The following is a 26999-nucleotide window of genomic DNA, read 5'->3' as shown; positions in this document are numbered from 1 at the left end:
ACTATGTCCATGACTCCCCGTGAAATCGTCCACGAACTCAATCGCCATATCATCGGCCAGGACGATGCCAAGCGCGCCGTCGCCATTGCGCTGCGCAACCGCTGGCGCCGGATGCAGCTGCCTGAAGAGCTGCGCGTTGAAGTCACCCCCAAGAACATCCTGATGATCGGCCCGACCGGTGTCGGCAAAACCGAGATCGCTCGTCGCCTGGCCAAACTCGCCAACGCGCCCTTCATCAAAGTTGAAGCGACCAAGTTCACCGAAGTCGGCTATGTCGGCCGCGATGTGGAATCGATCATTCGTGACCTGGCTGACGCAGCCATCAAACTGCTGCGCGAACAGGAAATGACCAAGGTGCGCCACCGCGCCGAAGACGCTGCCGAAGAGCGCATTCTCGACGCCCTGCTGCCACCGGCACGCATGGGTTTCAACAACGATGAAGCACCCTCGGCCGATTCCAACACCCGCCAGCTGTTCCGCAAGCGTCTGCGTGAAGGTCAGTTGGACGACAAGGAAATTGAAATCGAAGTCGCCGAAGTGTCCGGCGTCGACATCTCCGCGCCACCTGGCATGGAAGAAATGACCAACCAGCTGCAAAGCCTGTTCGCCAACATGGGCAAGGGCAAACGCAAGAGCCGCAAGCTCAAGGTCAAGGAAGCGCTGAAACTGGTGCGCGACGAAGAAGCCAGCCGCCTGGTCAACGATGAAGAGCTGAAAGCCAAGGCACTGGAAGCGGTCGAGCAGCACGGCATCGTGTTCATCGACGAAATCGACAAGGTGGCCAAGCGCGGCAATTCCGGCGGTGTCGATGTGTCCCGCGAAGGCGTACAGCGCGATTTGCTGCCGCTGATCGAAGGCTGCACCGTCAACACCAAGCTGGGCATGGTCAAGACCGACCACATCCTGTTCATTGCCTCCGGTGCGTTCCACCTGAGCAAGCCGAGCGACCTGGTGCCAGAGCTGCAAGGCCGCCTGCCGATTCGTGTCGAGCTCAAGGCGCTGACGCCTGAAGACTTCGAGCGCATTCTCAGCGAGCCGCATGCCTCGCTCACCGAGCAATATTGTGCACTGCTGAAGACTGAAGGCCTGGGCATCGAGTTCCAGCCGAGCGGCATCAAGCGCATTGCCGAGATCGCCTGGCAGGTTAACGAGAAGACCGAGAACATCGGTGCCCGTCGCCTGCACACCTTGCTTGAGCGACTGCTTGAAGAGGTGTCGTTCAGCGCCGGTGATCTGGCCAGCGCCCATGACGACAAGGTGATCCTGATCGACGCCGACTACGTCAACAGCCACCTGGGTGAATTGGCGCAGAACGAAGACCTGTCCCGTTATATCCTGTAAGCCATGTGACCTCCTGTAGGAGCACAGCTTGCTGGCGATGGCGCACTTGAAATCGCCATCGCCGGCAAGCCGTGCTCCTACAGGGGGCTGACCACACGCCTACAGACGGATACCCGGTCATGATCCCCACCGACATCAAACTGCACAAAGCCTCGAAAACCCTGTCGCTGAAATATGCGTCGGGCGAGGAATACACCCTGCCCGCCGAATTCCTTCGCGTGCACTCTCCCTCCGCCGAGGTCCAGGGCCACGGCAAACCTGTCCTGCAATTTGGCAAGATCAACGTAGGCCTGAGCAAGGTAGAACCGGCCGGTCAGTACGCACTGAAATTGACCTTCGATGACGGCCACGACAGCGGCCTGTTCACCTGGGAATACCTCTATGAATTGGCGCGACGTTATGACGCACTTTGGGCGGATTATCTTGCCGAGCTCAAAGCGGCCGGAAAAACCCGCGACCCGAATGAATCCGTCGTCAAGCTGATGCTCTAAGTCAGGCCTCTTGCTCTTTAGAGGGCATTTTCTAATTTCATCTGTTTGAATGCTCCGCCTCAGGGCCAATGATTGGCCCGCTTGCGAAAAAAATTAAACTCGGGTAACCAATGGATCTGGCAAGTTCCCTGCAGTGCTCTCTGAACTAAAAAGCAGCGATGCAGAATTAACGGTCACCCGAGCAGTAGTACCTGGCATTGGCTGTGTGACTACACCGCTGGTATCAGGTACTCGTCTCAGGACAATGGAGCGTCGTAGATGAGTAACAAAAATAACGATGACTTGAAGACTCAAGCCTCGGAAAACACCTTGGGGCTGAATCCTGTCATTGGGCTGCGTGGAAAAGATCTATTGGCTTCTGCTCGCATGGTGCTCAGGCAGGCCATCAAACAACCGATTCACAGTGCCAGGCATGTCGCCCATTTCGGCCTTGAACTGAAGAACGTGTTGTTCGGCAAATCCGAACTTCAACCGTCCACCGATGACCGTCGTTTTGCCGATCCGGCCTGGAGCCAAAACCCGCTCTACAAACGTTATTTGCAAACTTACCTGGCGTGGCGCAAGGAGCTCCACGACTGGATCGACGACAGTAATCTGCCACCCAAAGATGTCGCTCGCGGGCATTTCGTGATCAACCTCATGACCGAAGCCATGGCCCCGACCAATACGGCGGCCAACCCGGCGGCGGTCAAACGCTTCTTCGAAACCGGTGGCAAGAGCCTGCTCGACGGCCTCTCGCACCTGGCCAAGGACATGGTGAACAACGGCGGCATGCCGAGCCAGGTCAACATGGGCGCATTCGAAGTCGGCAAGACCCTGGGAGTGACCGAAGGCGCAGTGGTGTTCCGCAATGACGTGCTGGAACTGATCCAGTACAAGCCCACCACCGAGCAAGTGTACGAACGCCCGTTGCTGGTGGTGCCACCCCAGATCAACAAGTTCTACGTGTTCGACTTGAGCCCGGAGAAGAGCCTGGCGCGCTACTGCCTGCGCAGCAATGTGCAGACCTTTATCGTCAGCTGGCGCAACCCGACCAAGGAACAGCGCGAGTGGGGTCTGTCGACCTACATCGAAGCGCTCAAAGAAGCAGTTGATGTGGTCAGCGCCATCACCGGCAGCAAAGACATCAACATGCTCGGCGCCTGCTCCGGTGGCATTACCTGCACCGCGCTGCTGGGCCATTACGCGGCAATCGGCGAGAAAAAGGTCAACGCCCTGACGCTGCTGGTCAGCGTGCTGGACACCACCCTGGACAGCGACGTCGCCCTGTTCGTCGACGAGCAAACCCTGGAATCCGCCAAGCGCCAGTCCTATCAGGCCGGGGTTCTGGAAGGCCGCGACATGGCGAAAGTCTTCGCCTGGATGCGCCCCAACGATTTGATCTGGAACTACTGGGTCAACAACTACCTGCTGGGCAACGAGCCGCCGGTGTTCGACATCCTGTTCTGGAACAACGACACCACACGATTGCCAGCCGCGTTCCACGGCGACCTGATCGAGATGTTCAAAAGTAATCCACTGATCCGCTCCAATGCACTGGAAGTGTGCGGTACGCCGATTGACCTCAAGCAAGTCACCGCCGACATCTATTGCCTGGCTGGCACCAGCGACCACATCACCCCGTGGAAGTCCTGCTACAAGTCAGCGCAACTGTTCGGTGGCAAGGTCGAGTTCGTGCTGTCGAGCAGCGGGCATATCCAGAGCATTCTGAACCCGCCGGGCAACCCGAAATCGCGCTACATGACCAGCACCGAAATGCCGGTCAAGGCCGAAGACTGGCAAGAAAACTCCACCAAACACACCGATTCCTGGTGGCTGCACTGGCAGGCATGGCAAGCCGAACGTTCGGGCAAGCTGAAAAAATCCCCGACGGTTCTGGGCAACAAAACCTATGTCGCGGCGGAAGCGGCACCGGGCACTTATGTGCATGAGCGGTAACTGACACACCTCGCGCCCCTGTAGGAGCCGAGCTTGCTCGCGAAGGCGGCAGCACAGTCAATATTGCTGAGCCTGCCCCACCGCTATCGTGAGCAAGCTCAACGCCTACAGAGGATCGGGGATGAATTAACCCACAGGGCTTGAAGCATGCCGCAACCGTTCATCTTTCGTACTGTCGACCTGGATGGCCAGACCCTCCGCACAGCAGTACGCCCCGGCAAGCCTCACTTGACGCCCTTGCTGATTTTCAACGGCATCGGCGCCAACCTGGAGCTGGTGTTTCCGTTCGTCGCGGCACTGGACCCAGACCTGGAAGTCATTGCTTTCGACGTACCCGGTGTCGGCGGTTCATCCACGCCGAACCGGCCTTATCGTTTCCCGGGCCTGGCGAAACTCACGGCACGGATGCTCGACTATCTTGACTACGGACAAGTCAACGTCATCGGTGTGTCCTGGGGTGGCGCCCTCGCCCAACAGTTCGCGTATGACTACCCCGAGCGCTGCAAGAAACTCGTGTTGGCGGCCACGGCGGCCGGCGCGGTGATGGTGCCGGGCAAACCGAAAGTACTGTGGATGATGGCCAGCCCACGGCGCTACATCCAGCCGTCTCATGTCATCCGCATTGCTCCGATGATCTATGGCGGCTCGTTCCGTCGCGATCCCACCCTGGCGGCCAGCCACGCGGCGAAAGTCCGTTCGGCAGGCAAGCTCGGGTATTACTGGCAGCTGTTTGCCGGTCTTGGCTGGACCAGCATTCACTGGCTGCACAAGATCAATCAGCCGACCCTGGTACTGGCCGGCGACGACGACCCACTGATCCCGTTGATCAACATGCGCATGCTCGCCTGGCGTATTCCCAACGCCCAGTTGCACATCATCGATGACGGGCATTTGTTCCTGATTACGCGCGCCGAGGCGGTGGCACCGATCATCATGAAATTCCTCGAAGAGGAACGTCAGCGCGCCGTCATGCACCCACATCCGTCGCCATTGAGCGGTTAATTCGGGAATTTGTTTACCCAAACAGGCAGGCAGGACGCCACGCCGCGCAACAACCCACAACAGCGACTATGGTGATCTGGTTCTGTTTGTTTGTTTTTGGCTTGAAGACGAAGGAGTGTTGAGACATGCGCGAAAAACCAGCGAGAGACGCTTTGCCCACTCCCGCCGCGTTCATCAACGCACAGAGTGCGATTACCGGCCTGCGCGGCCGGGATCTGATTTCGACCCTGCGCAGTGTCGCGGCCCATGGCTTGCGCAACCCGGTGCACAGCGCCCGCCACGCCTTGAAGCTGGGCGGCCAGCTAGGTCGCGTATTGCTGGGTGAAACCTTGCACCCGACCAACCCGCAGGACAGTCGTTTCAACGACCCTGCGTGGAGCCTCAACCCTTTTTACCGACGCAGCCTGCAGGCCTACCTGAGCTGGCAGAAACAGGTGAAAAGCTGGATCGACGACAGCGCGATGTCGGCCGACGATCGTGCCCGCGCGCACTTTGCGTTTGCCTTGCTCAATGACGCGGTGTCGCCAACCAACACGTTGCTCAATCCATTGGCGATCAAGGAGATCTTCAATTCCGGCGGCAACAGCCTGGTGCGCGGTATCAGCCATCTGGTCGACGACCTCTTGCACAATGACGGCCTGCCTCGGCAAGTCACCAAGCAAGCGTTCGAAGTGGGTAAAACCGTGGCCACCACGACTGGCGCCGTGGTGTTTCGCAACGAGCTGCTGGAACTGATCCAGTACAAGCCGATGAGTGAAAAACAGTATTCCAAACCACTGCTGGTGGTGCCGCCGCAGATCAACAAGTACTACATTTTCGACCTCAGCCCGCATAACAGTTTCGTCCAGTACGCCCTGAAGAATGGCTTGCAAACCTTCATGATCAGTTGGCGCAATCCGGATGTGCGTCATCGCGAATGGGGGCTGTCGACGTACGTTGAAGCCGTGGAAGAAGCGATGAATGTCTGCCGGGCGATCACCGGCGCCCGCGAGGTGAACCTGATGGGTGCCTGCGCCGGCGGGCTGACCATCGCCGCGCTGCAAGGCCACTTGCAGGCCAAGCGACAGCTGCGGCGAGTGTCCAGCGCGACCTATCTGGTGAGCTTGCTCGACAGTCAAATGGACTCCCCGGCAACGCTTTTTGCCGACGAACAGACCCTTGAGGCGGCCAAGCGCAAGTCGTATCAAAAAGGCGTGCTGGAAGGTCGCGACATGGCGAAGGTGTTCGCCTGGATGCGTCCCAACGATTTGATCTGGAGCTACTTCGTCAATAACTACCTGCTCGGCAAAGAACCGCCAGCGTTCGACATCCTCTACTGGAACAACGACAACACTCGGCTGCCGGCAGCCTTTCATGGTGATCTGCTGGACTTCTTCAAGCACAACCCGCTGAGTCATCCGGGCGGCCTTGAAGTGTGCGGCACCCCCATCGACTTGCAGAAAGTCACCGTCGACAGCTTCAGCGTCGCAGGCATCAACGACCACATCACGCCGTGGGATGCGGTGTATCGCTCGACCCTGCTGCTGGGTGGCGAACGACGCTTCGTCTTGTCCAACAGCGGTCACGTACAAAGCATTCTCAACCCGCCAAGCAATCCGAAAGCCAACTACGTCGAGAGCGCAAAACTGAGCAGCGATCCGCGGGCCTGGTACTACGACGCCAAGCAAGTCGACGGCAGTTGGTGGTCGCAGTGGCTGGAGTGGATTCAGCATCGTTCCGGGGCACAAAAAGAAACTCACATGCCCCTCGGCAATCAGAACTACCCCCCGCAGGAGGCAGCACCCGGTACCTACGTGCGTGTGCGCTGACGTTCAACCCACCACGGCCGACGCCGGCCGTGGCCTGACTCGACCATTAAGAAGACTGGATGAAAACCCGCGACCGGATTCTCGAATGTGCCTTGCAGTTGTTCAATCACAAAGGCGAACCGAACGTCTCCACCATGGAAGTTGCCAACGAGATGGGCATCAGCCCCGGCAATCTCTACTACCACTTTCACGGCAAGGAACCGCTGATTCTCGGGTTGTTCGAGCGTTTCCAGACCGAGCTGGCGCCGCTGCTCGACCCACCCGCCGATGTGGAACTGGGACCAGACGATTACTGGCTGTTCCTGCACTTGATCGTCGAACGGCTGGCGCACTACCGGTTTCTGTTCCAGGACCTGTCGAACCTCGCCGGGCGCCTGCCGAAACTGGCCAAGGGCATACGCAATTTGCTCAATGCGCTGAAGCGCACACTGGCTTCATTACTGGCGCGGTTGAAGGCTCAAGGGCAGTTGGTCAGTGACACCCAGGCGTTAGGGCAGTTGGTGGAACAGATCACCATGACGCTGCTGTTCTCGCTGGATTACCAACGGATTCTGGAGGGTGAAGGTGAAGTGCGGCTGGTGGTGTACCAGATCATGATGCTGGTGGCGCCGCACTTGCTGCCGCCGATCAAGGTCGCGACGGAGCAGATGGCCCTGCAATATCTCGAAGTCCACGACTAACCTTGTAGGAGCCGAGCGTGCTCGCGATGGCGTCGTGTCAGTCGATATTAAATTGGGCTGACACACCGCCATCGCGAGCAAGCTCGGCTCCTACCAAGGGCTGCGTCGTTCATTGAACCGTGCACAAACAAAAACGCCCGACCTTGGCAGGTCGGGCGTTTTTTTGAGCCCCGGGTTATCAGGACTGACTGGTTGGCGTCGATGGAGCTGGCGCGACAGTCGGGGTAACAGCTGGGGTTGGCGCAGTCGCGGAGTTCGATGCGCTGACCGGTGCTGTCGGGGTTGCCGGTTTGGCAGCCGCAACGGTTGGTTTTGCAACGGCTTTCGGTGCGGCCGGTTTTTTCACTGCCGGCTTCTTCGCTGCAGCAGGTTTTGCTGCCGGTTTGGCGGCTGCGGTTTTGACAGCCGGTTTAGCCGCTGGCTTAGCGGCCGCTTTGGCGGCGACCGGCTTGGCCGCTGGCTTGGCTGCTGCAGGTTTGGCGGCGGCAGTCTTGGCAGCTGGCTTGGCCGCTGCTTTCGCGGCTGGTTTGGCAGCCGGTTTAGCGGCAGCTTTGGCCAGTGGCTTGGCAGCCGATTTAGCAGCCGGTTTGGCCGCCGCGGTTTTCGCCGCAACAGGCGCAACCTTGGCACCGGTGAGTTTTTCGATTTGCTTGGTCAGGGTGTCGACCTTGCTGTGCAGTGCTTTGACTTCGTTGCGGCTCGGGACACCGAGGCGCGAAATGGCGCTGTTCAGACGCTTGTCGAAAGCCCCTTCCAGTTCATCCCACTTGCCCAGCGCACGATCTTTCACGCCGCTGATGCGCGACTTGGCCGACGAAGCAGAATCCTTGGCGGCGTCGACTTTCTTGCCAACAGCGCTCTTGGTGAGCTTCTCGGCTTTCTCGCCGTCTTTGACCAATGTATCGAAGAGCTTGCTGCCGTCAGTGTCGATCTTCGAGTACACGCCTAAACCAGCCAGCCAGATTTTGCGGGAGTAGTCTTCGACTTTCCCGATCCACGAGCTGCCTTCTTTTTCGGTGTTCTTTTTAACAGCCATCCCGTTCTCCTTAAGATTTACGCGCGACGTTTTCGAGCAATGCCGTCAGCTCATCGAGCTTAGCAGAGAGTGTCTCAACGTCATGTTTAGACGGAATGCCGATACGATTCAAGGCACTTGCGACACGCGAGTCAAAAGCCTTCTCGACCTTGTCGAGTTGAACTTCGACCTTGCCTTTGAAAGTACTCACTTCACTCTTGGCTTCAACGATCTCGGCGTTAGCGGCTTCAAGCTTTTCAGCCACTACTTTTTTGCCTTTCTTTTCAACAGTTTGACCAGCCTTGATCAACTCTTGAAAGTATTCGCTACCCTCTTGCCCGACCTTGGCGTAGGCACCCAGGCCTGCCAGCCAGATCTTGCGGGCATAGGATTTGACGTCGCCCAGAGCTGTAGTCGAAGCGTCGATTTTTTTCTTCAAAATAACTTTGGCCATGGTGCACCTCACGCGCAGAAGGTTTGAGGAACTGCCCGGACAAGTGTCGGGCTCAGGCACAAAGTAGGGAGAAAAATTAGAAACGGCACCCTAACAACTGACATAAACCTTCGGAGGCACCGCAATAAAAATGTGGGAGCGAGCCTGCTCGCGAAAGCGTCAGGTCACCAACATCAATGCTGAATGACACACCGTCTTCGCGAGCAGGCTCGCTCCCACATTTGATTTTCATTCCAACCGGAGATCAGACGAGGGCTTTATCCAGCGCCTTCTCGATTTCCGATTTGATCATGCCGCTCATGGCCGACATCATCAGGCCCAATTCCACATCGACGCGGATCGAATCGTCGCTGACATGCACCGCGCCTTTCACTCCCGAGCGCTTGAGATTCAGCGTGTCGCCGGACCACTGCGGCTCCAGGCCATATTGCTCGGACAGTTTCTGCGCCAGCTTGTCAGCCTTCTCGCGGGCCGCTTCCTTGCCCAGGCCGTGGGCACGCTCAACACTAATACGGGCCATCGAATGACTCCTGCGTTATGGATACTTTCCTGAAGCATCTTGACCATTACTGCGTCAAAACGTCCCGGTGGTTGCCCATCTTACCTTCAGCCTTGCCAAGACAAAGCATGCCTTGGGGATTAGAATGTCCCGCATTCTCTTCTGGTGACAGCGATATGACTGATCAGCGCAAAGGCAGCGATGCCGAACCCACCACGCACTTCGGTTTCAAAAACGTTCCGGAAAGCCAAAAAGCGGAAAAAGTCGCTGAGGTTTTCCATTCGGTAGCCGCCAAGTACGACTTGATGAACGACCTCCTGTCGGGCGGCATGCACCGTTTGTGGAAGCGTTTCGCAATCGAGCTTTCGGGCGTGCGCACTGGTAATCGCGTACTCGACATCGCCGGCGGCACGGGCGACCTGACCAAGAAATTCTCGCACCTCGTCGGCCCGACCGGCCAGGTGGTATTGGCCGACATCAACGAATCCATGCTCAAGGTCGGTCGTGACCGCCTGCTGGACCTCGGTGTCGCCGGCAACGTCGAATTCGTTCAGGCCGACGCTGAAAAGCTGCCGTTCCCGGACAACCATTTCGACTGCGTGACCATCGCTTTCGGCCTGCGCAACGTTACCCATAAAGAAGACGCCCTGCGTTCGATGCTGCGCGTGCTGAAACCGGGCGGCCGTTTGCTGGTACTGGAGTTCTCCAAGCCGACCAATGCGCTGATGTCCAAAGCCTACGACGCCTACTCGTTCGCCTTCATGCCGCTGATGGGCAAGCTGATCACCAACGACTCGGAAAGCTATCGCTACCTGGCCGAATCGATCCGCATGCACCCGAATCAGGAAACCCTGAAGTCGATGATGGTCGAGGCCGGTTTCGACCGCGTGACCTACCACAACATGACCGCAGGCATCGTCGCCCTGCACCGCGGCATCAAACCCTGATGTTGCTGGCCGGCCTGCTCGCCAGCGTTGAACTCGGCCTGAACCGGGTGCTGCGTCTCGACAGCACCGCGCTGCCGCGACTGGCGCATTTGAGCGGTCGGGTGATTGCCGTCGACTGCCGCAGCCCGGCATTGCAGCTGTTCATCCTGCCCAGCGACGAAGGCCTGATGCTCGCTTCCCACTGGGAAACCGGCGCCGACTGCACCCTGCGTGCACCGGCCTCTAGCCTGTTGAAACTGGCGATGAGCAAGGACAAGACCTCGGTCCTGCATGGCCCTGAAGTCGAACTCGACGGTGACAGCGGCGTGCTGCTGGAACTGGCGGCGATCCTTCAGGACCTCGAACTGGACTGGGAGTACGAACTCTCGCGCTGGCTGGGACCGGTGGCCACGCAACTGGTTGGCGGTCACCTGCGAAGTCGCGCTCGCTGGTATCAGCAAGGGTTCGTCAGCCTGGGGCAGAACCTCGGCGAATACCTGGCCGAAGAATCGCGCACCCTCGTCGGTCAGCGCGAGGCCGAAGCCCGTTTCAGTGAACTGGACCAGATCAAACTCGATCTGGAACGTCTCGAGGCGCGTTTCGAGCGCCTTTCCCGATCCCTCGACCCAAGCGATAACGCATGAAGCTGCTTGCCGTCCGCCGTTTGTTGCGCATCCAGCGCGTTGTGATTCGTTACCGCCTCGATGACCTGCTGTTTGCCCTGCCGCTGCCCTGGTTTCTGCTGGCGCTGCGTTACGCCTTGCCGTGGCGCTGGTTCCCGCGCAAGACGCTGGACCTGAGCCGTGGTGCGCGATTGCGCCTGGCGTTGCAGGACCTTGGGCCGATTTTCATCAAGTTCGGGCAGATTCTGTCCACCCGCCGTGACCTGTTGCCGGAAGACATCGCCGATGAGCTGATGAAGCTGCAGGACCGCGTGCCGCCGTTCGACTCGCAAGTGTCGGTCAAACTGATCGAAGAACAGCTCGGCAAAAAGATCAGTGAAGTGTTCAGCCGCTTCGACGTCGAGCCGCTGGCTTCCGCGTCGGTGGCGCAGGTGCATGCCGCGCAGTTGAAAACCGGCGAAGAAGTGGTGGTCAAGGTGATTCGCCCGGGCCTCAAACCGGTTATCGCCCAGGATCTGGCGTGGCTGTTCATTCTCGCCCGCGCCGCTGAAAAGCTCTCGGCCGACGCGCGTCTGCTGCACCCGGTGGACGTGGTCAGCGACTACGAAAAAACCATCTACGACGAACTCGACCTGCTGCGCGAAGCGGCCAACGCGAGCCAGCTCAAGCGCAACTTCGAAGGCTCGCCGCTGCTGTACGTGCCGCAAGTCTATTGGGACTGGTGCCGGCCGAAAGTGTTGGTGATGGAGCGCATCTACGGCATCCAGGTCACCGACCTGACGACCCTGGCCGACCAGCGTACCGACATGAAAATGCTCGCCGAACGCGGTGTGGAGATCTTCTTCACGCAAGTGTTCCGCGACAGTTTCTTCCATGCCGACATGCACCCCGGCAACATCTTCGTCAGCACCGTGAACCCGTGGAGCCCGCAATACATTGCGATCGACTGCGGCATCGTCGGCAGCCTGACCCCGGAAGACCAGGATTACCTGGCGCGCAACCTGTTCGCCTTCTTCAAGCGTGATTACCGGCGCGTGGCGCAGTTGCACATCGATTCGGGCTGGGTGCCGGCGGAAACCAAACTCAACGAATTCGAAGCGGCGATCCGTACGGTGTGCGAGCCGATTTTCGAAAAACCGTTAAAGGATATTTCCTTCGGTCAGGTGTTGATGCGCCTGTTCCAGACCGCCCGACGCTTCAACATGGAAGTGCAGCCGCAACTGGTTCTGCTGCAAAAGACCCTGTTGAACATCGAAGGCCTGGGCCGCCAGTTGTACCCGGACCTCGATCTGTGGAACACCGCGCAGCCGTTCCTCGAGCGCTGGATGCGCGAGCGCGTCAGCCCCAAAGCCTTGCTCGGCAACGTGCAGAGCCAGTTTGAACAGCTGCCGCACCTGGCCAATATGGCCCGCGACCTGCTGGAGCGCATGTCTCAACCCCACGCGTACGACACGCCGCCACCGTGGCATCGACGCCGCGACGACTGGTTCCTGCGGTTGCTCGGTACGGCCCATCTGGCCGGTGGCGCGATACTCGCCGCTGGCGGGCCACTGAACCAGTTGGCCTACTGGCCGGCGGGAATCATGATGGCCGTCGGTTTGTATCTGGTCGTTCGCCGATAGCCAGTTGTGTTACGCACTGGCACACTGTTTCAACGCCTGGGCTTGACTATTGAAGTGTGGAGCCCGCTGTCGGAGTCGAAGATGAAAAACTGGCTGGACGAGATCAAGTGGGACACCGACGGCCTGGTGCCCGCGATTGCCCAGGATCACAAAACCGGGCGCGTCCTGATGATGGCCTGGATGAACCGCGAAGCGCTGGAACTGACCGCTGCCGAGAACCGCGCCATCTACTGGTCGCGCTCGCGTGGCAAGCTGTGGCGTAAGGGCGAAGAGTCCGGCCACGTACAAACCCTGCACGAGATGCGTCTGGACTGTGACGCCGACGTGATCATCCTGATGGTCGAGCAGATCGGCGACATCGCGTGCCACACCGGTCGCCAGAGCTGCTTCTACCGCGTATACGAAAACGGCGACTGGACAACCGTCGACCCGGTTCTGAAAGATCCGCACGCCATCTATTCCGCAGGACACGCACATGAGTGACACTCTGACCCGTCTGGCCCAAGTGCTGGAAGAGCGCAAAGGCGCCGCCGCCGACAGCTCGTATGTCGCCAGCCTGTACCACAAGGGCTTGAACAAGATTCTGGAAAAAGTCGGCGAAGAGTCGGTCGAGACCATCATTGCCGCCAAGGATGCCGCCATCAGCGGTGACTGCAGCGATGTGATCTACGAGACCGCCGATTTGTGGTTCCACAGCATGGTCATGCTCGCCCAACTGGGGCAGCATCCACAGGCTGTACTCGATGAACTGGACCGTCGTTTCGGTCTCTCCGGACATGTCGAGAAAGCCTCGCGTCCGTCCGCCTGAATAACTATTAGAGAGGAGCAGCAACATGGGCATTTTTGACTGGAAACACTGGATCGTCATCCTGGTTGTTGTCGTGTTGGTATTCGGCACCAAGAAACTGAAGAACCTCGGCACGGACGTCGGCGAGTCGATCAAGGGCTTCAAGAAAGCCATGAACGACGACGAAAAACCGGCCGATCCGACCGCCACGCCGTCTCAACCAGCACCGCCGGTGCAGCCACAGGCCTCGGTAAACCAGCCGCACACCATCGATGTGCAGGCGCAAAAAGTCGAAGAGCCGATCCGCAAAGACGTGTGAGCACAGACTAATGTTTGGTATCAGCTTCTCTGAACTGCTGCTCGTCGGCCTCGTTGCCCTGCTCGTGCTGGGCCCCGAGCGCCTGCCGGGTGCTGCGCGCACCGCCGGCCTGTGGGTTGGGCGCTTGAAGCGCAGTTTCAATGCAATCAAACAGGAAGTTGAACGTGAAATCGGTGCCGACGAAATTCGTCGGCAACTGCACAACGAGCACATTCTGTCGCTGGAACAAGAGGCGCGGAAGATCTTCACGCCGACCCAGCAGGAGCCGACGCCGGTGGAGCACGTGGGAGAGCAGACGATTCATGCCCCTGCCGCTGCCCCCGAACCCACGCCTGCACCTGTTGTAGCGGCTGCACAACCTGCGCCAGCTGTACCCGTGACGCCGGTTGAGCCGGTTGCTCTTGCCGCCGCACCGACAGCGCCGGCCCCTCATGACCCCACACTGCCGCCGCGAGCCCCATGACAAGGGTCTGTCATCGGTCATTTCCTGTGTCGCGTTGTCGCCTGAAAGCGGGCCAGGCAAGGCGTAGGCCGCAGGGAATGGTTGTTCCCTTTCCAAGGCCTACAACGCAGCCTGGCCCGCTTTCAGGCACAACCCGGAGGGCCGGCCTGTATTTGCGCAGGGCTGCGTTACTCGTCGCTTATTTGAAACGCCAAACTACGCTTCTCGCGCCTTGCCCTGCGCAAATACAGGCTCGGCGCGACACAGGAAATGACCGATGACAGGCCCTACTCTCCCCGAAAACGACCAGCACATGCCGCTGGTTTCGCACCTCACCGAGTTGCGTACCCGCCTGCTGCGTTGCGTAGCGGCGATTTTCATCATTTTTGCCGGGTTGTTTGCCTTCACCCAGCAGATCTACACCTTCGTCTCCACGCCGCTGCGCGCGTACCTGCCTGCTGGCGCGACGATGATTGCCACCGACGTATCGTCGCCGTTCCTGACGCCGCTGAAGCTGACCATGATGGTCTCGCTGTTCCTGGCGATCCCGGTGATCCTGCATCAGATCTGGGGCTTCATCGCACCGGGTCTGTACAAGCATGAAAAGCGCATTGCCGTGCCATTGCTGGTGTCCAGCATCCTACTGTTCTACACCGGCATGGCGTTCGCCTATTACCTGGTCTTCCCGCTGATCTTCAAGTTCTTCGCTGCCGCCACCCCGGCCGGCGTGGAAATGATGACCGACATCACCAGTTACCTCGATTTCGTCATGACGCTGTTCTTCGCCTTTGGCGTGGCGTTCGAAATCCCGGTGGCCGTGGTGCTGCTGGTGTGGATCGGCGTCGTCGACGTCAAATACCTGAAGAAAATCCGCCCGTACGTGGTCATCGGCTGCTTCGTGGTCGGCATGATCCTGACGCCGCCGGACATCTTCTCGCAGACGCTGTTGGCAGTTCCGATGTGGCTACTGTTCGAGATCGGCATCCTGTTTGGCAGCCTGATCAGCAAACGCGGTGAGCACCCGGACGATCAACCGGTTGACGATCACAACGACCAGCCGCCAGCGACCCAACCGTGAACCTGCTGCTGCTCGAAGAAGCCGATTTCATTGCGGCCGACCGGGTGATCCTGCGTGATCGCCGGTTGACGCACATGCAGGAAGTCCACCGCTGTGAAGTCGGTGACAACATGCGCGTCGGGCGGATCGGCGGTTTGATGGGGGCAGCCGAAGTGCTGCGCCTGGACGCCAATGAAGCCGAGTTGCGAGTCACGCTGGACCAATCGCCCCCGACCAAGCTGCCGCTGACCCTGGTATTGGCCCTGCCACGCCCGAAAATGCTGCGCAGGGTGTTTCAGACTGTGGCCGCCATGGGTGTGCCACGCATCGTCCTGGTGAACAGCTATCGCGTCGAGAAGAGCTTCTGGCAAACCCCGTTTCTGGAGCCCGAAGCGATTCGCGAGCAACTGATCCTCGGCCTCGAACAGGCCCGGGACAGTGTGCTGCCGGAAATCGTCATCGAAAAGCGCTTCAAGCCGTTCGTTGAAGACCGTTTGCCGGCAATCACCGAGGGCACCCTTGGTCTCGTTGGCCACCCCGGCAATTACCCGCCCTGCCCCCGCGACCTGGACGAACCGGTGACGCTGGCCATCGGCCCCGAAGGTGGCTGGATCCCCTACGAGATCGACCTGCTGGGCAAGGCCGGCCTGCAACCGGTGCAACTCGGCGAGCGCATCCTGCGTGTCGAAACCGCCGTCACCGCGCTGCTCGCCCGCCTCTTCTAACCCCGACTACCTTGTAGCAGCTGGCGAAGCCTGCGTTCGGCTGCGAAGCAGTCGTCAATCCGGACAACTCGGACTACCTGAAACACCGCGGTGTCTGATTTCACGACTGCTTCGCAGCCGGACGCAGGCTTCGCCAGCTGCTACAGGGACTGTGATCGTCGCAAGTCCTTTTCCGCCCTACAGATTCTCTTTCGCCTGCCGATACAGTTCCCACAAAACCAAAATCAGTGGTCCAGGGAGTTGCAGCATGTACCAATGGCTAGCCGAGAATCTGGGAAACGTCAGCGTCAATCGCAAACTGGGAATCGGTTTCGGCCTGGTGCTGCTGCTCACCCTATCGATCACCGTCACCGGCTGGACCGGCCTGAGTGATGTGACGAGCCGCGGCGATAAGCTTGGGTTCATTGCCAGCCTCAATGACCTGACCAAAGACCTGCGCAACGCCCGCCTGGACTATGAAATGCGCCGGGGTGAACAGGGCCCGGGGGCGGTTAACGACACACTTGCGCAACTCGATACCGGCCTGCAAAGCGCCCGCAAAATGATCGAACAGCCGGCTGATGCAGCGATGGTCGACCAGCAACTGGCCGCCGTCAGCCAGTACAAACAAGCGTTCGCCGCCATGACTCAGGCAGGCGCCAACCGCGAAGACGCCCGCAGCAAACTCGGTGCCACGGCCGATAATGCCGTGGCCCGCGTCGCTGAAGTCGAGAAGTCCCTGTTACAGGGCGATAGTGTTGCCGACTTCAATAGCGTGATTGATCTGAGCAAACTGATCCAGCAAGCGCGCTTCCAGGTCCGCGGCTACACCTATAGCGGCAAGGCCGAAGCTGAACAGCCAGCACTGGATGCCATCGACAACGCCCTGAAAAACCTCGAAAGCCTGCCGTCCAAATTGCCGGAGCAACACATCGCCAACCTGCAACAGGCCACCGACTCGCTCAAGGCCTACCGCGCCGCCGTCAGCCAGTACCGCGACTCTCAGGTCGCCAGCGCTGCCGCGCTCAAAACCATGGCTGCGCAAGGTGACATCCTGCTCGACGTCAGCAAAAAACTCACCGTGTCGCAAACCATTGTTCGCGATACCGATGCCGCACACGCCAAGAACATGCTGCTGTTGGCTACGGCTCTGGCCCTGGTCTTTGGCATGATTGCCGCTTGGGCGATCACCCGTCAGATCGTTATCCCGCTGAGCCAGACCCTGAAAGTCGCTGAGCGCGTCGCAGCAGGCGACCTGACTCACAACCTGACCTCCAAACGTCGCGACGAACTCGGCCAGCTCCAGCGCGCCATGCAGAGCATGATTCTGGGCCTGCGCGAACTGATCGGCGGCATCAGCGACGGTGTCACGCAAATCGCCAGCGCCGCCGAAGAGTTGTCGGCCGTCACCGAGCAGACCAGTGCCGGGGTCAACAGCCAGAAGGTCGAAACCGACCAGGTGGCCACTGCCATGAACGAAATGACCGCGACCGTGCAAGAAGTGGCACGCAACGCCGAGGAAGCCAGCGAAGCCGCTGTCGCCGCCGATCAGCAAGCCCGCGAAGGTGACAAAGTGGTCGGCGAAGCCATCGCCCAGATCGAACGCCTGGCCCTCGAAGTCGGCAACTCCACTGCCGCGATGGGCGACCTCAAGCGCGAAAGTGACAAGATCGGCAGCGTGCTCGACGTGATCAAATCCGTGGCCCAGCAAACCAACCTGCTGGCCCTCAACGCCGCCATCGAAGCCGCCCGTGCCGGTGAGGCCGGACGGGGTTTTGCGGTGGTCGCCGATGAGGTCCGCAGCCTGGCCCAGCGCACCCAGAAGTCCACCGAAGAAATCGAAGAGCTGATCGTCGGCCTGCAAGCCGGCACCCAGCAAGTCGCGACCATCATGGACAACAGCCGCACGCTGACCGACAGCAGCGTCGAACTGACCCGCCGCGCCGGCGGCTCACTGGAAAGCATCACCCGCACCGTGTCGGCCATTCAGACGATGAACCAGCAGATTGCCGCCGCTGCCGAGCAGCAAACCGCCGTGGCCGAGGAGATCAACCGCAGCGTGCTTAACGTGCGCGACGTGTCCGAACAAACCTCGGCCGCCAGCGAAGAGACCGCGGCCTCCAGCATTGAGCTGGCACGGTTGGGGACGCATCTGCAGATGCTGGTGGGCAAGTTCAAGGTTTGAGGGGGTGTTTTGACCTCGGTTCACTCAGGACCGAGGTGATGCAATCGCGGGCAAGCCCGCTCCCACAGGGATAAGCGGTGTTACGCAAATAGCATGAACAGCGCAATCCATTGTGGGAGCGGGCTTGCCCGCGAAGGCGATCGCAAGGTCGCCGCCGTCAGAGGACCTGACGCAAAAACGCCTGCGCCCGTGGATCCTTCGGCGCATCGAAGAATTCGGCCGGCGAAGCATCTTCCAGCAATTTGCCGTGATCGAAGAACAACACCCGATCCGCCACTTCCCGCGCAAAACCCATTTCGTGGGTGACACAAACCATGGTCATGCCCTCCAAGGCCAGGGTCTTCATCACATCCAGCACTTCGCCGACCATTTCCGGGTCCAGGGCCGACGTCGGTTCATCGAACAGCATGACCTTGGGTTCCATGGCCAATGCGCGGGCGATCGCCACACGCTGCTGCTGGCCACCGGACAAGCGCGATGGAAACTCGTGGGCCTTCTGCGCGATCCCGACTTTTTCCAGCAGCGCCAAGGCCTTGGCCTCGCGCTCCTTCTTGCCGCGCTTGCGCACGACTTTTTGCGCCAGGCAGAGGTTTTCCAGCACGGTCATGTGCGGGAACAGGTTGAAATGCTGGAACACCATGCCGACTTCGCGGCGGTAGGCATTCACGTCGGTTTTCGGGTCGGCCAGTTGCAGGCCATCGATGCTCACCGAACCCGAATCGAATTCTTCCAGGCCGTTGAGGCAGCGCAAGAAGGTCGACTTGCCGGAACCGGACGGACCGATCACCACCAGCACTTCGCCCTTGGCCACTTGCGTGGTGACGTTATCCACCGCGCGAACCACTTGGCCACGGGTGTCGAAGACTTTTACCAGATCGCGGACTTCAATCACTTTGCGCGAGCCTCCGTTCAAGCCGACTGGCGATTTTCGACAGTGGCAGGTTGATCAACAGGTACAACCCGGCCACGCAGAACAGGATTTCGAACGGCGAAAACGAGGTGGTAATAACTTCACGACCACTTTTGAGCAGTTCGGTAATCGCAATCACCGAGACCAGCGACGTGTCCTTGACCAGGCTGATGAACTGCCCGGCCAAGGGCGGCAGTACGCGCTTCAAGGCTTGCGGCATCACCACGTGGCGCATCGACTGGCCAGCACTCAGCCCCAACGAGCGCGCCGCTTCGTTTTGCCCCCGGGCGATGGACTGCACGCCGGAACGGATGATTTCCGCGACGTAGGCCCCGGTAAACAACGACAGTGCAGCGATCCCGGCGAATTCACGGGACAGGTTCATCACGGTGCCGATGAAGAAGTAGAAAATGAAGATCTGCACCAGCAGCGGCGTACCACGGACCAGCTCGACATAGATCGTCGAGAGATCGCGCAGCGTCGGGTTGTTCGAGAGCCGGCACAGGCCCGTGGCGAGACCAATCAACAGCCCGAGCACACCGGACACTACCGACAACCACAAAGTTGTCCACAGCCCCCAAAGCAGCGGCCCGGCGGCCCAATGACGGGTCACGCCAATCACATCGCCTTCGGCCACATCATCGCCTTGGGCGACTTGCAGGCTGTTGTCGTCGACGGTCACGCGTTGCTCATCGCCTGCGTCGTTGCGCAGCGTGACTTCAGCTTTATCGCCTTTGCGCACCAGTTCGCTGACAGTGGAGATATCAGTGGCGCGCTGGGATTCTTCGGCGTGGTAGGCGAAGTATTGCGGCACGCGATTCCAGCGCCATTCGTAGGACATCAGCGAGGTGGCGTAGTACAACGCACCAGCCAGGCCGATCAGCACCAGCACGGTTAATACGTGCCAGGGCCATTGGGATTTTTTTTGTTTCATTACGGGTTCCGGAATTTGATCGTTCCCACGCTCTGCGTGGGAATGCCGCCCGGGACGCTCCGCGTCCCTTCTCAAGCGTGACGCAGAGCGTCACAGGATGCGTTCCCACGCAGAGCGAGGGAACGATCAGCGGTAAGCCTTATTCCATGTCTTTCTGCCAAGCGGTGTCTTTGAACCACTTGTCATGGATGCGATCGTAGGTGCCGTCTTCGTGGATCTGGTGCAGGAAGTTGTTGATGAAGTTGATGCTGTCGTAGTCACCCTTCTTCAGACCGAAGGCAAGCGGTTCGTAGGTGAACGGCTTATCAAGGAACACCAGCTTGCCGGCGCCGACCTTGCTCACCGCCACCACGTTGTAAGGCGCGTCGTAGATGAAGGCATCCGCCTTGCCGTTGACCACGTCGAGCACCGCTTCCTGCTCGTTGTCGTAGCCGTGGTATTTGGCTTTGGAGATCAGTTTTTTCGCGACCATTTCGCCGGTGGTGCCGAGCTTGGAGGTGATGCGGTACTCGTCGGTGTTCAAGTCTTTATAGGACTTGATAGTACCTTCCAGCTCTTTGCGGATCAGCAGTGTCTGACCGACCACGATGAACGGTTCGCTGAAGTTCAGGCGCAGGTTGCGCTCCTGGGTCAGCGTCATGCCGCTGCCGATCATGTCGAACTTGTCGGTCATCAGGGCCGGGATGATGCCGTCGTAGCCGGTGGACACCAGCTCCAGTTTCACGCCCATGGCCTTGGTCATGGCTTTGAGGATGTCGACTTCGAAACCGATGATCTCGCCGCGCTTGTTGGTCATCTCGAACGGCATGTAGGTCGGGTCCATGCCGACTTTCAGCGTGCCGCGCTTGACCGCGTCATCGATGGCGCCGGCCTGCGCCGTGCCGACTGCAACCAATGCCGTGACGCCGACCAGCAGCATCGAGAGATACTTCTTCATCATCATGTCCCCAAAACCATTGCGGTGTGAGGCGCGCAAACGGCCGTCTCCCTCAGGAAACGTAGCCATGTGGACAAAAATTATCCGGGCGCACCAATTCGGGGACGGATCCTAACGTACTCGTCCGTTTGCACAAGGGCTTGCAAACGATCAGGCAAAAAAAACCCCGCTTGATGAGCGGGGTTTTTTGTTATGCCAACTGAGGCTGTGCGCTCAGCGGCTTGAGCGGCAGCAGCGGCGCATGGGGATCGGATTTCACCGATGTACGCCAGGCTTGCAACCACTCTGCGTGACCTTCACTCCAGATCTGCTCATGCAGACGAGCCAATGCCACCGGGTCGCTCAGCAGTTGCACGCGCTCATTGTTGTTCAGGCCGTCAGGCCCGACTTTCAATGCATGGCGCACCCGCTCGATCCGCAGCCACTCGATCGGCTCGGCCTGACCGTGACGCGACGTCGCCAGCGAGCACGCCAGGGCGTTCTGCTGCGGGTCGACCACTGACCGGATGAAGCCGTCTTTGAGTGCGTGGTAACGGTTTTCGTGGGTGTACTGGTCTGTGGCCAGCAGCGCCTGTGGCGGATTGTATTCCTCAGGGATCAGGAACAGGCTCTCGTCACGGGACTTCAGGCCCAGGCCAACACGGCTGGAGATCACGGACACCGGGATCGACAGCATCAACGAACCCACGATTGGCACCAGCCACCACAGGAAGCTCGGGTTCAGCCAGATCACCAGCAAGGCCCAGAAGAAGCCCAGCAAGGTTTGCGGACCATGGCGCTTGACCGCTTCGCTCCACGGCGTGGAGTCGTCGTCACGTTGTGGCGAGTTCCAGGTCGCCGCCCAGCCGAGGAACGCGGCGAGGACGAAACGGGTGTGGAAAATCATCCGCACCGGCGCCAGCAGCATGGAGAACAACATCTCCAGCAACATCGACAGGGTCACCTTGAACTTGCCGCCGAACTCTTTCGCGCCTTTGGCCCAGATCAGGATGATGCTCAGCAGCTTCGGCAGGAACAGCAACACGACGGTCGTGGAGAACAGCGCCACGGCCTTGTCCGGATGCCATTGCGGCCACAGCGGATACAGCTGTCGCGGCTCCATGAAGTACTGCGGCTCCATCAACGTGTTGACCGCCAGCAGCGCTGTCGACAGCACGAGGAAGAAGAACCACAACGGCGCCGACAGATAAGACATCACACCGGTCAGGAATACCGCCCGGTGAACCGGGTGCATGCCTTTGACCAGGAACAGACGGAAGTTCATCAGGTTACCGTGGCACCAGCGACGGTCACGCTTGAGTTCGTCCAGCAGGTTCGGTGGCAACTCTTCGTAACTGCCCGGCAAATCGTAGGCAATCCACACGCCCCAGCCAGCACGGCGCATCAGCGCGGCTTCAACGAAGTCGTGGGACAGAATTGCACCGGCGAAAGCCCCTTTACCAGGCAACGGCGCCAAGGCGCAGTGCTCGATGAACGGCTTCATGCGGATGATCGCGTTGTGACCCCAGTAGTGGGATTCGCCCAACTGCCAGAAGTGCAGGCCAGCCGTGAACAACGGGCCATACACGCGAGTCGCAAACTGCTGCATGCGCGCATACAGGGTGTCCATGCCCGACGCACGCGGCGCGGTCTGGATGATCCCGGCGTCCGGCGTGGCTTCCATCAAGCGCACCAGACTGGTCAGGCACTCGCCGCTCATGACGGAGTCAGCGTCGAGCACGACCATGTACTTGTAGTCACCGCCCCAGCGACGGCAGAAGTCGTCGAGGTTGCCACTCTTGCGTTTGACGCGACGGCGACGGCGACGATAGAAGATCTTGCCGAAGCCTTTGGCTTCGCGACAAACGTCCAGCCAGGCTTGCTGTTCGGCGACGCAAATGTCGGCGTCGTTACTGTCGCTGAGGACGAAGAAGTCGAAGCGATCCAGGTCACCCGTGGCCGCAACCGACTCGAACGTCGCGCGCAAACCGGCAAACACCCGTGGCACGTCTTCGTTGCAGATCGGCATCACCAGTGCGGTGCGCGCATCCTTCGGAATCGGTTCATTGCCGGCGCTGGCGCCAGAAATGCGGTATTTGTCGTGACCGGTGAGCAGCTCGAGGAAACCCATCAGCGCGGTCCAGAAACCGGCCGATACCCAGCAGAACAGAATCCCGAACAGAATCAGGATGCTGGTTTGCAGTGCATACGGCAGCACTTGCGTGGCCGTTTGCAGCAGCGGTTGATGCAACACTTCGTTGAGGTCGACGAACGACCAGCCCTGGTACGGCATGATGCCTTTCATGTACCAGCCGGCAACGATGGTCTGGCCGAGCATCAGCACCAGCAGAATGTAGCGACGGATCGAACCAACGGTCCGCCAGCGGGCAGCCGGCAACACGCGTTCATCTTTCGGCGGAGCCGGCGGATTGGTGCGACCGGTCAGACGCCGCCAGCCACGCACCAGAATGTTGGTGCGCCAAGGCTCCGGCACAACTTTGGTCCGGCGGATCGGCGGGGTGGCCTTGAGGCATACCCGGCCACTGGCGTCGACCGCCAGCATTTCCGCTTCTTCCAGCTCTTCAGCGGTGTTCAGAGTCAAGCGGCGGCCTACCGAAGCTTGAGCTGCTTCGGTCGGTGCGTCGAACGTGGAGGACGACAGACGCTGGTGCAACTCGCTGAAGGACTGGCAGCCCGCAAGTTCCGCGCGCTGCTCGTCGGTCATCGGTAAATGCGCCAGATACTCGGAAAGCGACTCTGGCTGTACTTGAGAATTACTCATCGGCAGGCAACTGGTAGCTCCAGGTCTCGGTCAGGACTTCTTCAGTCGGCGCCGATTCCGGTGTGGCTGGGGCCGCGTCGGCAGCAACAGGCTGCTTGGCGTCTTTGTTGGCCTTGTCCTTGGCATCTGCAACTGGCTTGGCATCGGCCTGCTTGGCTTCTGCTTGCTTGGCTTCCTTGTCCGCTTTCTCTTGTTGCTTGGCGGCAACCTTGTCGGCTTTGGCGACGGACGAATTCGACGCAGGAAGCGACGTCTTGGCCAGGTCAGCCGGCACGATGTTCTGGACCAGGGCCGCTCGCATTTCGGTGGCTTTGCCCGGGTCTTTGATCTTCATGCGCAGCGTCAGGCGCCAGCCCTTGGTTTCAGGGTTGTAGCGCACGCTGTTCTCGACCAGTTCGGCATTGTCGCCAACGCTGACCTGGCTGCGAACGTCCGCTTCCGGTGGCAATGCCGCCAGGGACGGGCCTTCGAAGTCCACCAGATAAGCCACGCTACCGTCCGGCTGACGAATCAGGTTGGACTGTTTAACGTCACCGGTGGAGCGCAGGGTCTGGCTGACCCAGGCGCTGTCGGGGGCGTGGATTGCGGATTCATCCATGGTCCAGTGCAGGCGATAGGCAACATCGAGCGGCTGGCCAGGTTCTGGCAGTTTTTCCGGGTTCCAGAAAGCAACGATATTGTCGTTGGTTTCGTCGGCAGTCGGAATCTCTACCAGATCCACGGTACCCTTGCCCCAGTCACCCTTCGGCTCGATCCAGGCGCTTGGGCGCTTGTCGTAGCGGTCGTCGAGGTCTTCGTAGTGGCTGAAGTCGCGGCCACGTTGCAGCAGACCAAAACCACGCGGATTCTCGACCGAGAAGTTGCTCACCGACAGGTGTTTGGGGTTGTTCAATGGACGCCAGATCCATTCGCCGTTGCCGGCATGAATCGCCAGGCCGCTGGAATCGTGCAATTCGCGACGATAGTTCAGCACTTTCGATGGCTGGTTGGCGCCGAACAGATACATGCTGGTCAATGGAGCGATACCCAGCTTGCCGACCTTGTCACGCAGGAACATCTGCGCCTTGACGTCGACAATGGTGTCGCTGCCCGGACGCAGGGTCAGGCGATAGGCGCCGGTGGCACGCGGCGAATCCAGCAGGGCGAAAATCACCAGGTGCTTGTCGCCCGGCTTCGGCTGTTGAATCCAGAACTCGGTGAAACGCGGGAACTCTTCGCCCGATGGCAATGCGGTATCAATCGCCATGCCGCGCGCGGACAAGCCATAGACGTGACCCTTGCCGACGACGCGGAAGTAGCTCGCGCCGAGCATGGTCATGATTTCGTCTTGCTTGTCAGCCTTGTTGATCGGGTACAGCACCCGGAAACCGGCATAACCCAGTTGTTCGGTGGCTTTAGGATCGAATTTCACGTCGCCAAAATCGAAACGAGTCGGGTCGTACTTGATCTCTTCGACGGAGTTAGCTGTGATTTCGTTGATTTTCACCGGCGTATCGAAATGCATACCCTGGTGATAGAACGACAGCTTGAACGGGGTTTTCTGATCCGCCCATTCGGCTTTTTCGGTCAGGAAACGAATTTTCTGATAGTCCGCGAATTTCATATCGCGGAACTCGTTCGGCAGGTTACTGCGCGGAGCTTCGTATTTTTGCGCGGCCAGCTCTTTTGCCTTGACCGACACGTCATCCAGATTGAATGCCCAAAGCTGGCCGGCGCTGAACAGGCAGAGCAGTGCAGAGCCCGCTACCAGAGCGCTTCGGAACCGTTTGGCAGTCAATTTTGGTGCATTACAGGGACTAACAATCACGAGCAACCCTCGCCGAAAACAGATCAAAAAACCAACGGCCAGTTAAAGGATTTGCACGATCAACGGCCTGAAAAAACCGATCTTGCAAACCACTCTTGCCAAGTTGGCGAGCATTGTTCCGACTCCGATGGGGCTAAATGATTCCCCAAACGGTCCAGGACAAGTCTCTACCTAAGTCAAAATGGACCAACGAACGCCGATCCCCGTAGCGCGCGATTATCTAGTAGGCCGCGTTACAACGCATCAGGCGCAACAAAGTATTTCTCGCGTAAAACGCCTGTTTTCAGTCGAAAAGCCCTTAAAAAGTTGTTTCAAGCGCTTTCAGGTCTGTAACAGGAAGGTGACCGGGCCATCGTTGACCAGGTGCACCTGCATATCCGCGCCGAATCTACCTGATGCCACTGTGCCATGCACCTGTTTCGCTTTGCCTAATAGATAGTCGAAAAGCTCCTCGCCCAAGGCCGGAGGCGCCGCGGTCGAAAAACTCGGGCGCAACCCGCTTTTGGTGTCGGCAGCCAAGGTGAACTGTGAGACCAGCAGCAACCCGCCGCCGACATCCGCCAGGGACAGATTCATCTTGCCCTCGGCGTCGCTGAACACCCGATAGTTAAGCAGCTTATTAAGAAGTTTGTCGGCGCTGGCCCGAGTGTCCTCGGGCTCAACCGCGACCAGCACCAGCAACCCCTGGTCGACCGCTCCCACCACCTCGCCCGCGACCTCGACTCGCGCACCCCGTACGCGCTGGAGCAAACCCTTCATGCTTCTTCAGGCGGCAGGTCGAGCAAGCGGCGCGCCATCTGGTTGGCGGCTCGCACCAGCGCATCAGTGATACCCGGTTCGGAGGCAGCATGGCCGGCGTCCCGGATGACCTGCAATTCACTGTTCGGCCAGTTCTGGTGCAATTCCCAAGCGTTATCCAACGGACAGATCACATCGTAGCGACCGTGAACGATCACGCCGGGCAAATGGGCAATCTTGCCCATGTCACGAATCAACTGGTTAGGCTCAAGGAACGCATTGTTGGTGAAGTAATGACATTCGATGCGAGCAATCGACAATGCACGCTGCGGCTCCGAGAAGCGATCGACCACCAGCGGGTTCGGACGCAGGGTGGCGGTCCGGCCTTCCCAGAGGGACCAGGCCTTGGCCGCGTGCATCTGGGCAATCTGGTCATTGCCGGTCAGGCGCTTGTGGAAAGCGCTGAGCAAATCATCGCGCTCGTCCATCGGGATCGGCGCAACGTAGTCCTGCCAGTAGTCCGGGAACAGACGGCTGGCGCCCGCCTGGTAGAACCACTCGATTTCCTGTGGGCGGCAGAGAAAAATCCCGCGCAGGATCAGACCGTGTACACGCTCTGGGTGGGTTTGCGCGTAGGCCAACGCCAGGGTCGACCCCCAGGAGCCGCCAAACAGCACCCACTTGTCGATGCCCAGATGCTGGCGAATTCGCTCAAGGTCGGCGACCAGATCCCAGGTGGTGTTGTTTTCGAGGCTGGCGTGGGGGGTGGAGCGACCGCAGCCGCGCTGGTCAAAGGTAACGATGCGATACAGGTTTGGATCGAAATACCGACGGCTTTGAGCATCACACCCGGCACCGGGGCCGCCGTGGATAAACACCACCGGTAAACCTTCCGGTGAACCGCTTTCGTCGACGTAGAGGGTGTGGGTGTCATCGACGGCCAGATCGTGCCGGGCGTGGGGTTTGATCTGCGGGTACAAAGTCTGCATTGCGCGCTCCGTAAGGGGTCGAGGTCATCC

26 protein-coding genes and 1 pseudogene are annotated in these 26999 nt (G+C 59.6%); 17 read left to right on the top strand and 10 right to left on the bottom strand.

Features of this window, described 5'->3' with window-relative positions; genetic code table 11:
• The first annotated feature begins 3 nt into the window (after positions 1-3).
• From hslU to BMS17_RS27965, 6 genes are all read left to right on the top strand, one after another.
• On the top strand, positions 4-1341 hold the full coding sequence (gene hslU, locus BMS17_RS27990) for an HslU--HslV peptidase ATPase subunit (RefSeq protein WP_046031181.1): 1338 nt from the start codon (positions 4-6) through the stop codon (positions 1339-1341).
• A 119-nt stretch (positions 1342-1460) separates the two neighbouring features.
• On the top strand, positions 1461-1832 hold the full coding sequence (locus tag BMS17_RS27985; RefSeq protein WP_046031182.1) for a gamma-butyrobetaine hydroxylase-like domain-containing protein: 372 nt from the start codon (positions 1461-1463) through the stop codon (positions 1830-1832).
• A gap of 258 nt (positions 1833-2090) precedes the next feature.
• Entirely contained in the window at positions 2091-3770 is a 1680-nt protein-coding gene (gene phaC, locus BMS17_RS27980; protein ID WP_077432313.1) for a class II poly(R)-hydroxyalkanoic acid synthase, read from the top strand.
• A 147-nt stretch (positions 3771-3917) separates the two neighbouring features.
• A complete protein-coding gene (phaZ, locus tag BMS17_RS27975; RefSeq protein WP_046031184.1) occupies positions 3918-4772 on the top strand; it encodes a poly(3-hydroxyalkanoate) depolymerase in 855 nt (284 codons plus the stop codon).
• Between the two features lie 125 nt (positions 4773-4897).
• Positions 4898-6580, top strand: a complete 1683-nt coding sequence (phaC, locus tag BMS17_RS27970; protein ID WP_077432312.1) for a class II poly(R)-hydroxyalkanoic acid synthase — start codon at positions 4898-4900, stop codon at positions 6578-6580.
• 59 nt (positions 6581-6639) lie between these two features.
• Positions 6640-7260, top strand: coding sequence for a TetR/AcrR family transcriptional regulator (locus BMS17_RS27965; protein ID WP_046031186.1), 621 nt, complete (start codon positions 6640-6642; stop codon positions 7258-7260).
• Positions 7261-7438: 178 nt separating this feature from the next.
• Here BMS17_RS27965 and BMS17_RS27960 read toward each other — a convergent pair whose 3' ends face one another.
• The 3 genes from BMS17_RS27960 to BMS17_RS27950 form a co-directional block, all read right to left on the bottom strand.
• Complete coding sequence (locus tag BMS17_RS27960; protein ID WP_077432311.1) at positions 7439-8296, bottom strand: phasin family protein; 858 nt, start codon at positions 8294-8296, stop codon at positions 7439-7441.
• 10 nt (positions 8297-8306) lie between these two features.
• Positions 8307-8729 (bottom strand): phasin family protein, encoded by a 423-nt coding sequence (locus BMS17_RS27955; protein WP_077432310.1) that lies wholly within the window; start codon positions 8727-8729, stop codon positions 8307-8309.
• Positions 8730-8973: 244 nt separating this feature from the next.
• A complete protein-coding gene (locus tag BMS17_RS27950) occupies positions 8974-9249 on the bottom strand; it encodes a polyhydroxyalkanoic acid system family protein (protein ID WP_077432309.1) in 276 nt (91 codons plus the stop codon).
• A 155-nt stretch (positions 9250-9404) separates the two neighbouring features.
• On the opposite strand from BMS17_RS27950, the gene ubiE reads away from it, so the two are divergent.
• The 11 genes and pseudogenes from ubiE to BMS17_RS31135 all read left to right on the top strand — a co-directional run bounded on the left by ubiE (position 9405) and on the right by BMS17_RS31135 (position 17893).
• Positions 9405-10175, top strand: a complete 771-nt coding sequence (ubiE, locus tag BMS17_RS27945; protein ID WP_007948968.1) for a bifunctional demethylmenaquinone methyltransferase/2-methoxy-6-polyprenyl-1,4-benzoquinol methylase UbiE — start codon at positions 9405-9407, stop codon at positions 10173-10175.
• A complete protein-coding gene (locus tag BMS17_RS27940) occupies positions 10175-10798 on the top strand; it encodes an SCP2 domain-containing protein (protein ID WP_077432308.1) in 624 nt (207 codons plus the stop codon). The genes ubiE and BMS17_RS27940 overlap by 1 nt, the downstream gene beginning before the upstream one ends.
• Positions 10795-12399: a ubiquinone biosynthesis regulatory protein kinase UbiB gene (gene ubiB, locus BMS17_RS27935; RefSeq protein ID WP_077432307.1), complete on the top strand. Its 1605-nt coding sequence runs from the start codon at positions 10795-10797 to the stop codon at positions 12397-12399. The genes BMS17_RS27940 and ubiB overlap by 4 nt, the downstream gene beginning before the upstream one ends.
• 81 nt (positions 12400-12480) lie before the next feature.
• Positions 12481-12882 (top strand): phosphoribosyl-AMP cyclohydrolase, encoded by a 402-nt coding sequence (gene hisI / locus BMS17_RS27930; RefSeq protein WP_046031191.1) that lies wholly within the window; start codon positions 12481-12483, stop codon positions 12880-12882.
• Entirely contained in the window at positions 12875-13207 is a 333-nt protein-coding gene (locus tag BMS17_RS27925; protein WP_003220849.1) for a phosphoribosyl-ATP diphosphatase, read from the top strand. Before hisI ends, BMS17_RS27925 begins: the two co-directional genes overlap by 8 nt.
• Before the next feature lie 25 nt (positions 13208-13232).
• The gene (locus BMS17_RS27920) at positions 13233-13505 is read left to right on the top strand and encodes a twin-arginine translocase TatA/TatE family subunit (protein ID WP_046031192.1); all 273 of its coding nucleotides are present in this window, start codon (positions 13233-13235) and stop codon (positions 13503-13505) included.
• 10 nt (positions 13506-13515) lie between these two features.
• Positions 13516-13968 carry a Sec-independent protein translocase protein TatB gene (tatB, locus tag BMS17_RS27915; RefSeq protein ID WP_046031193.1) on the top strand — a complete coding sequence of 151 codons (453 nt, stop codon included), beginning with the start codon at positions 13516-13518 and terminating at the stop codon, positions 13966-13968.
• A 256-nt stretch (positions 13969-14224) separates the two neighbouring features.
• Positions 14225-15025: a twin-arginine translocase subunit TatC gene (tatC, locus tag BMS17_RS27910; protein ID WP_046031194.1), complete on the top strand. Its 801-nt coding sequence runs from the start codon at positions 14225-14227 to the stop codon at positions 15023-15025.
• Positions 15022-15729, top strand: a complete 708-nt coding sequence (locus BMS17_RS27905; RefSeq protein ID WP_077432306.1) for a 16S rRNA (uracil(1498)-N(3))-methyltransferase — start codon at positions 15022-15024, stop codon at positions 15727-15729. Before tatC ends, BMS17_RS27905 begins: the two co-directional genes overlap by 4 nt.
• Before the next feature lie 247 nt (positions 15730-15976).
• Positions 15977-17035: pseudogene (locus tag BMS17_RS31140) on the top strand (methyl-accepting chemotaxis protein); the annotation flags it as partial.
• Positions 17021-17893 carry a methyl-accepting chemotaxis protein gene (locus tag BMS17_RS31135; protein ID WP_371916745.1) on the top strand — a complete coding sequence of 291 codons (873 nt, stop codon included), beginning with the start codon at positions 17021-17023 and terminating at the stop codon, positions 17891-17893. The pseudogene BMS17_RS31140 and the gene BMS17_RS31135, both read left to right, overlap by 15 nt.
• Before the next feature lie 157 nt (positions 17894-18050).
• On the opposite strand, the gene BMS17_RS27895 is transcribed toward BMS17_RS31135, so the two are convergent.
• The 7 genes from BMS17_RS27895 to pip all read right to left on the bottom strand — a co-directional run bounded on the left by BMS17_RS27895 (position 18051) and on the right by pip (position 26969).
• Positions 18051-18785: an amino acid ABC transporter ATP-binding protein gene (locus BMS17_RS27895; RefSeq protein ID WP_046031197.1), complete on the bottom strand. Its 735-nt coding sequence runs from the start codon at positions 18783-18785 to the stop codon at positions 18051-18053.
• Entirely contained in the window at positions 18778-19737 is a 960-nt protein-coding gene (locus tag BMS17_RS27890; protein ID WP_046031198.1) for an amino acid ABC transporter permease, read from the bottom strand. The genes BMS17_RS27895 and BMS17_RS27890 overlap by 8 nt, the downstream gene beginning before the upstream one ends.
• A 139-nt stretch (positions 19738-19876) precedes the next feature.
• Positions 19877-20674 carry a transporter substrate-binding domain-containing protein gene (locus tag BMS17_RS27885; RefSeq protein WP_077432442.1) on the bottom strand — a complete coding sequence of 266 codons (798 nt, stop codon included), beginning with the start codon at positions 20672-20674 and terminating at the stop codon, positions 19877-19879.
• 190 nt (positions 20675-20864) lie between these two features.
• Complete coding sequence (gene mdoH, locus BMS17_RS27880) at positions 20865-23435, bottom strand: glucans biosynthesis glucosyltransferase MdoH (protein WP_077432305.1); 2571 nt, start codon at positions 23433-23435, stop codon at positions 20865-20867.
• Positions 23428-25242, bottom strand: coding sequence for a glucan biosynthesis protein G (locus tag BMS17_RS27875; RefSeq protein ID WP_077432304.1), 1815 nt, complete (start codon positions 25240-25242; stop codon positions 23428-23430). Before BMS17_RS27875 ends, mdoH begins: the two co-directional genes overlap by 8 nt.
• A 321-nt stretch (positions 25243-25563) precedes the next feature.
• The gene (gene dtd, locus BMS17_RS27870; protein ID WP_034148582.1) at positions 25564-26001 is read right to left on the bottom strand and encodes a D-aminoacyl-tRNA deacylase; all 438 of its coding nucleotides are present in this window, start codon (positions 25999-26001) and stop codon (positions 25564-25566) included.
• The gene (gene pip / locus BMS17_RS27865) at positions 25998-26969 is read right to left on the bottom strand and encodes a prolyl aminopeptidase (RefSeq protein ID WP_046031201.1); all 972 of its coding nucleotides are present in this window, start codon (positions 26967-26969) and stop codon (positions 25998-26000) included. The genes dtd and pip overlap by 4 nt, the downstream gene beginning before the upstream one ends.
• Between the last annotated feature and the right edge of the window lie 30 nt (positions 26970-26999).

Origin of the sequence: Pseudomonas sp. C9, from assembly GCF_002000165.1 — a bacterium.
Taxonomy (GTDB): Bacteria; Pseudomonadota; Gammaproteobacteria; order Pseudomonadales; family Pseudomonadaceae; genus Aquipseudomonas.
Note: the sequence above shows the minus strand (reverse complement) of the source record. Positions and strands in the feature narration are given on the sequence as shown.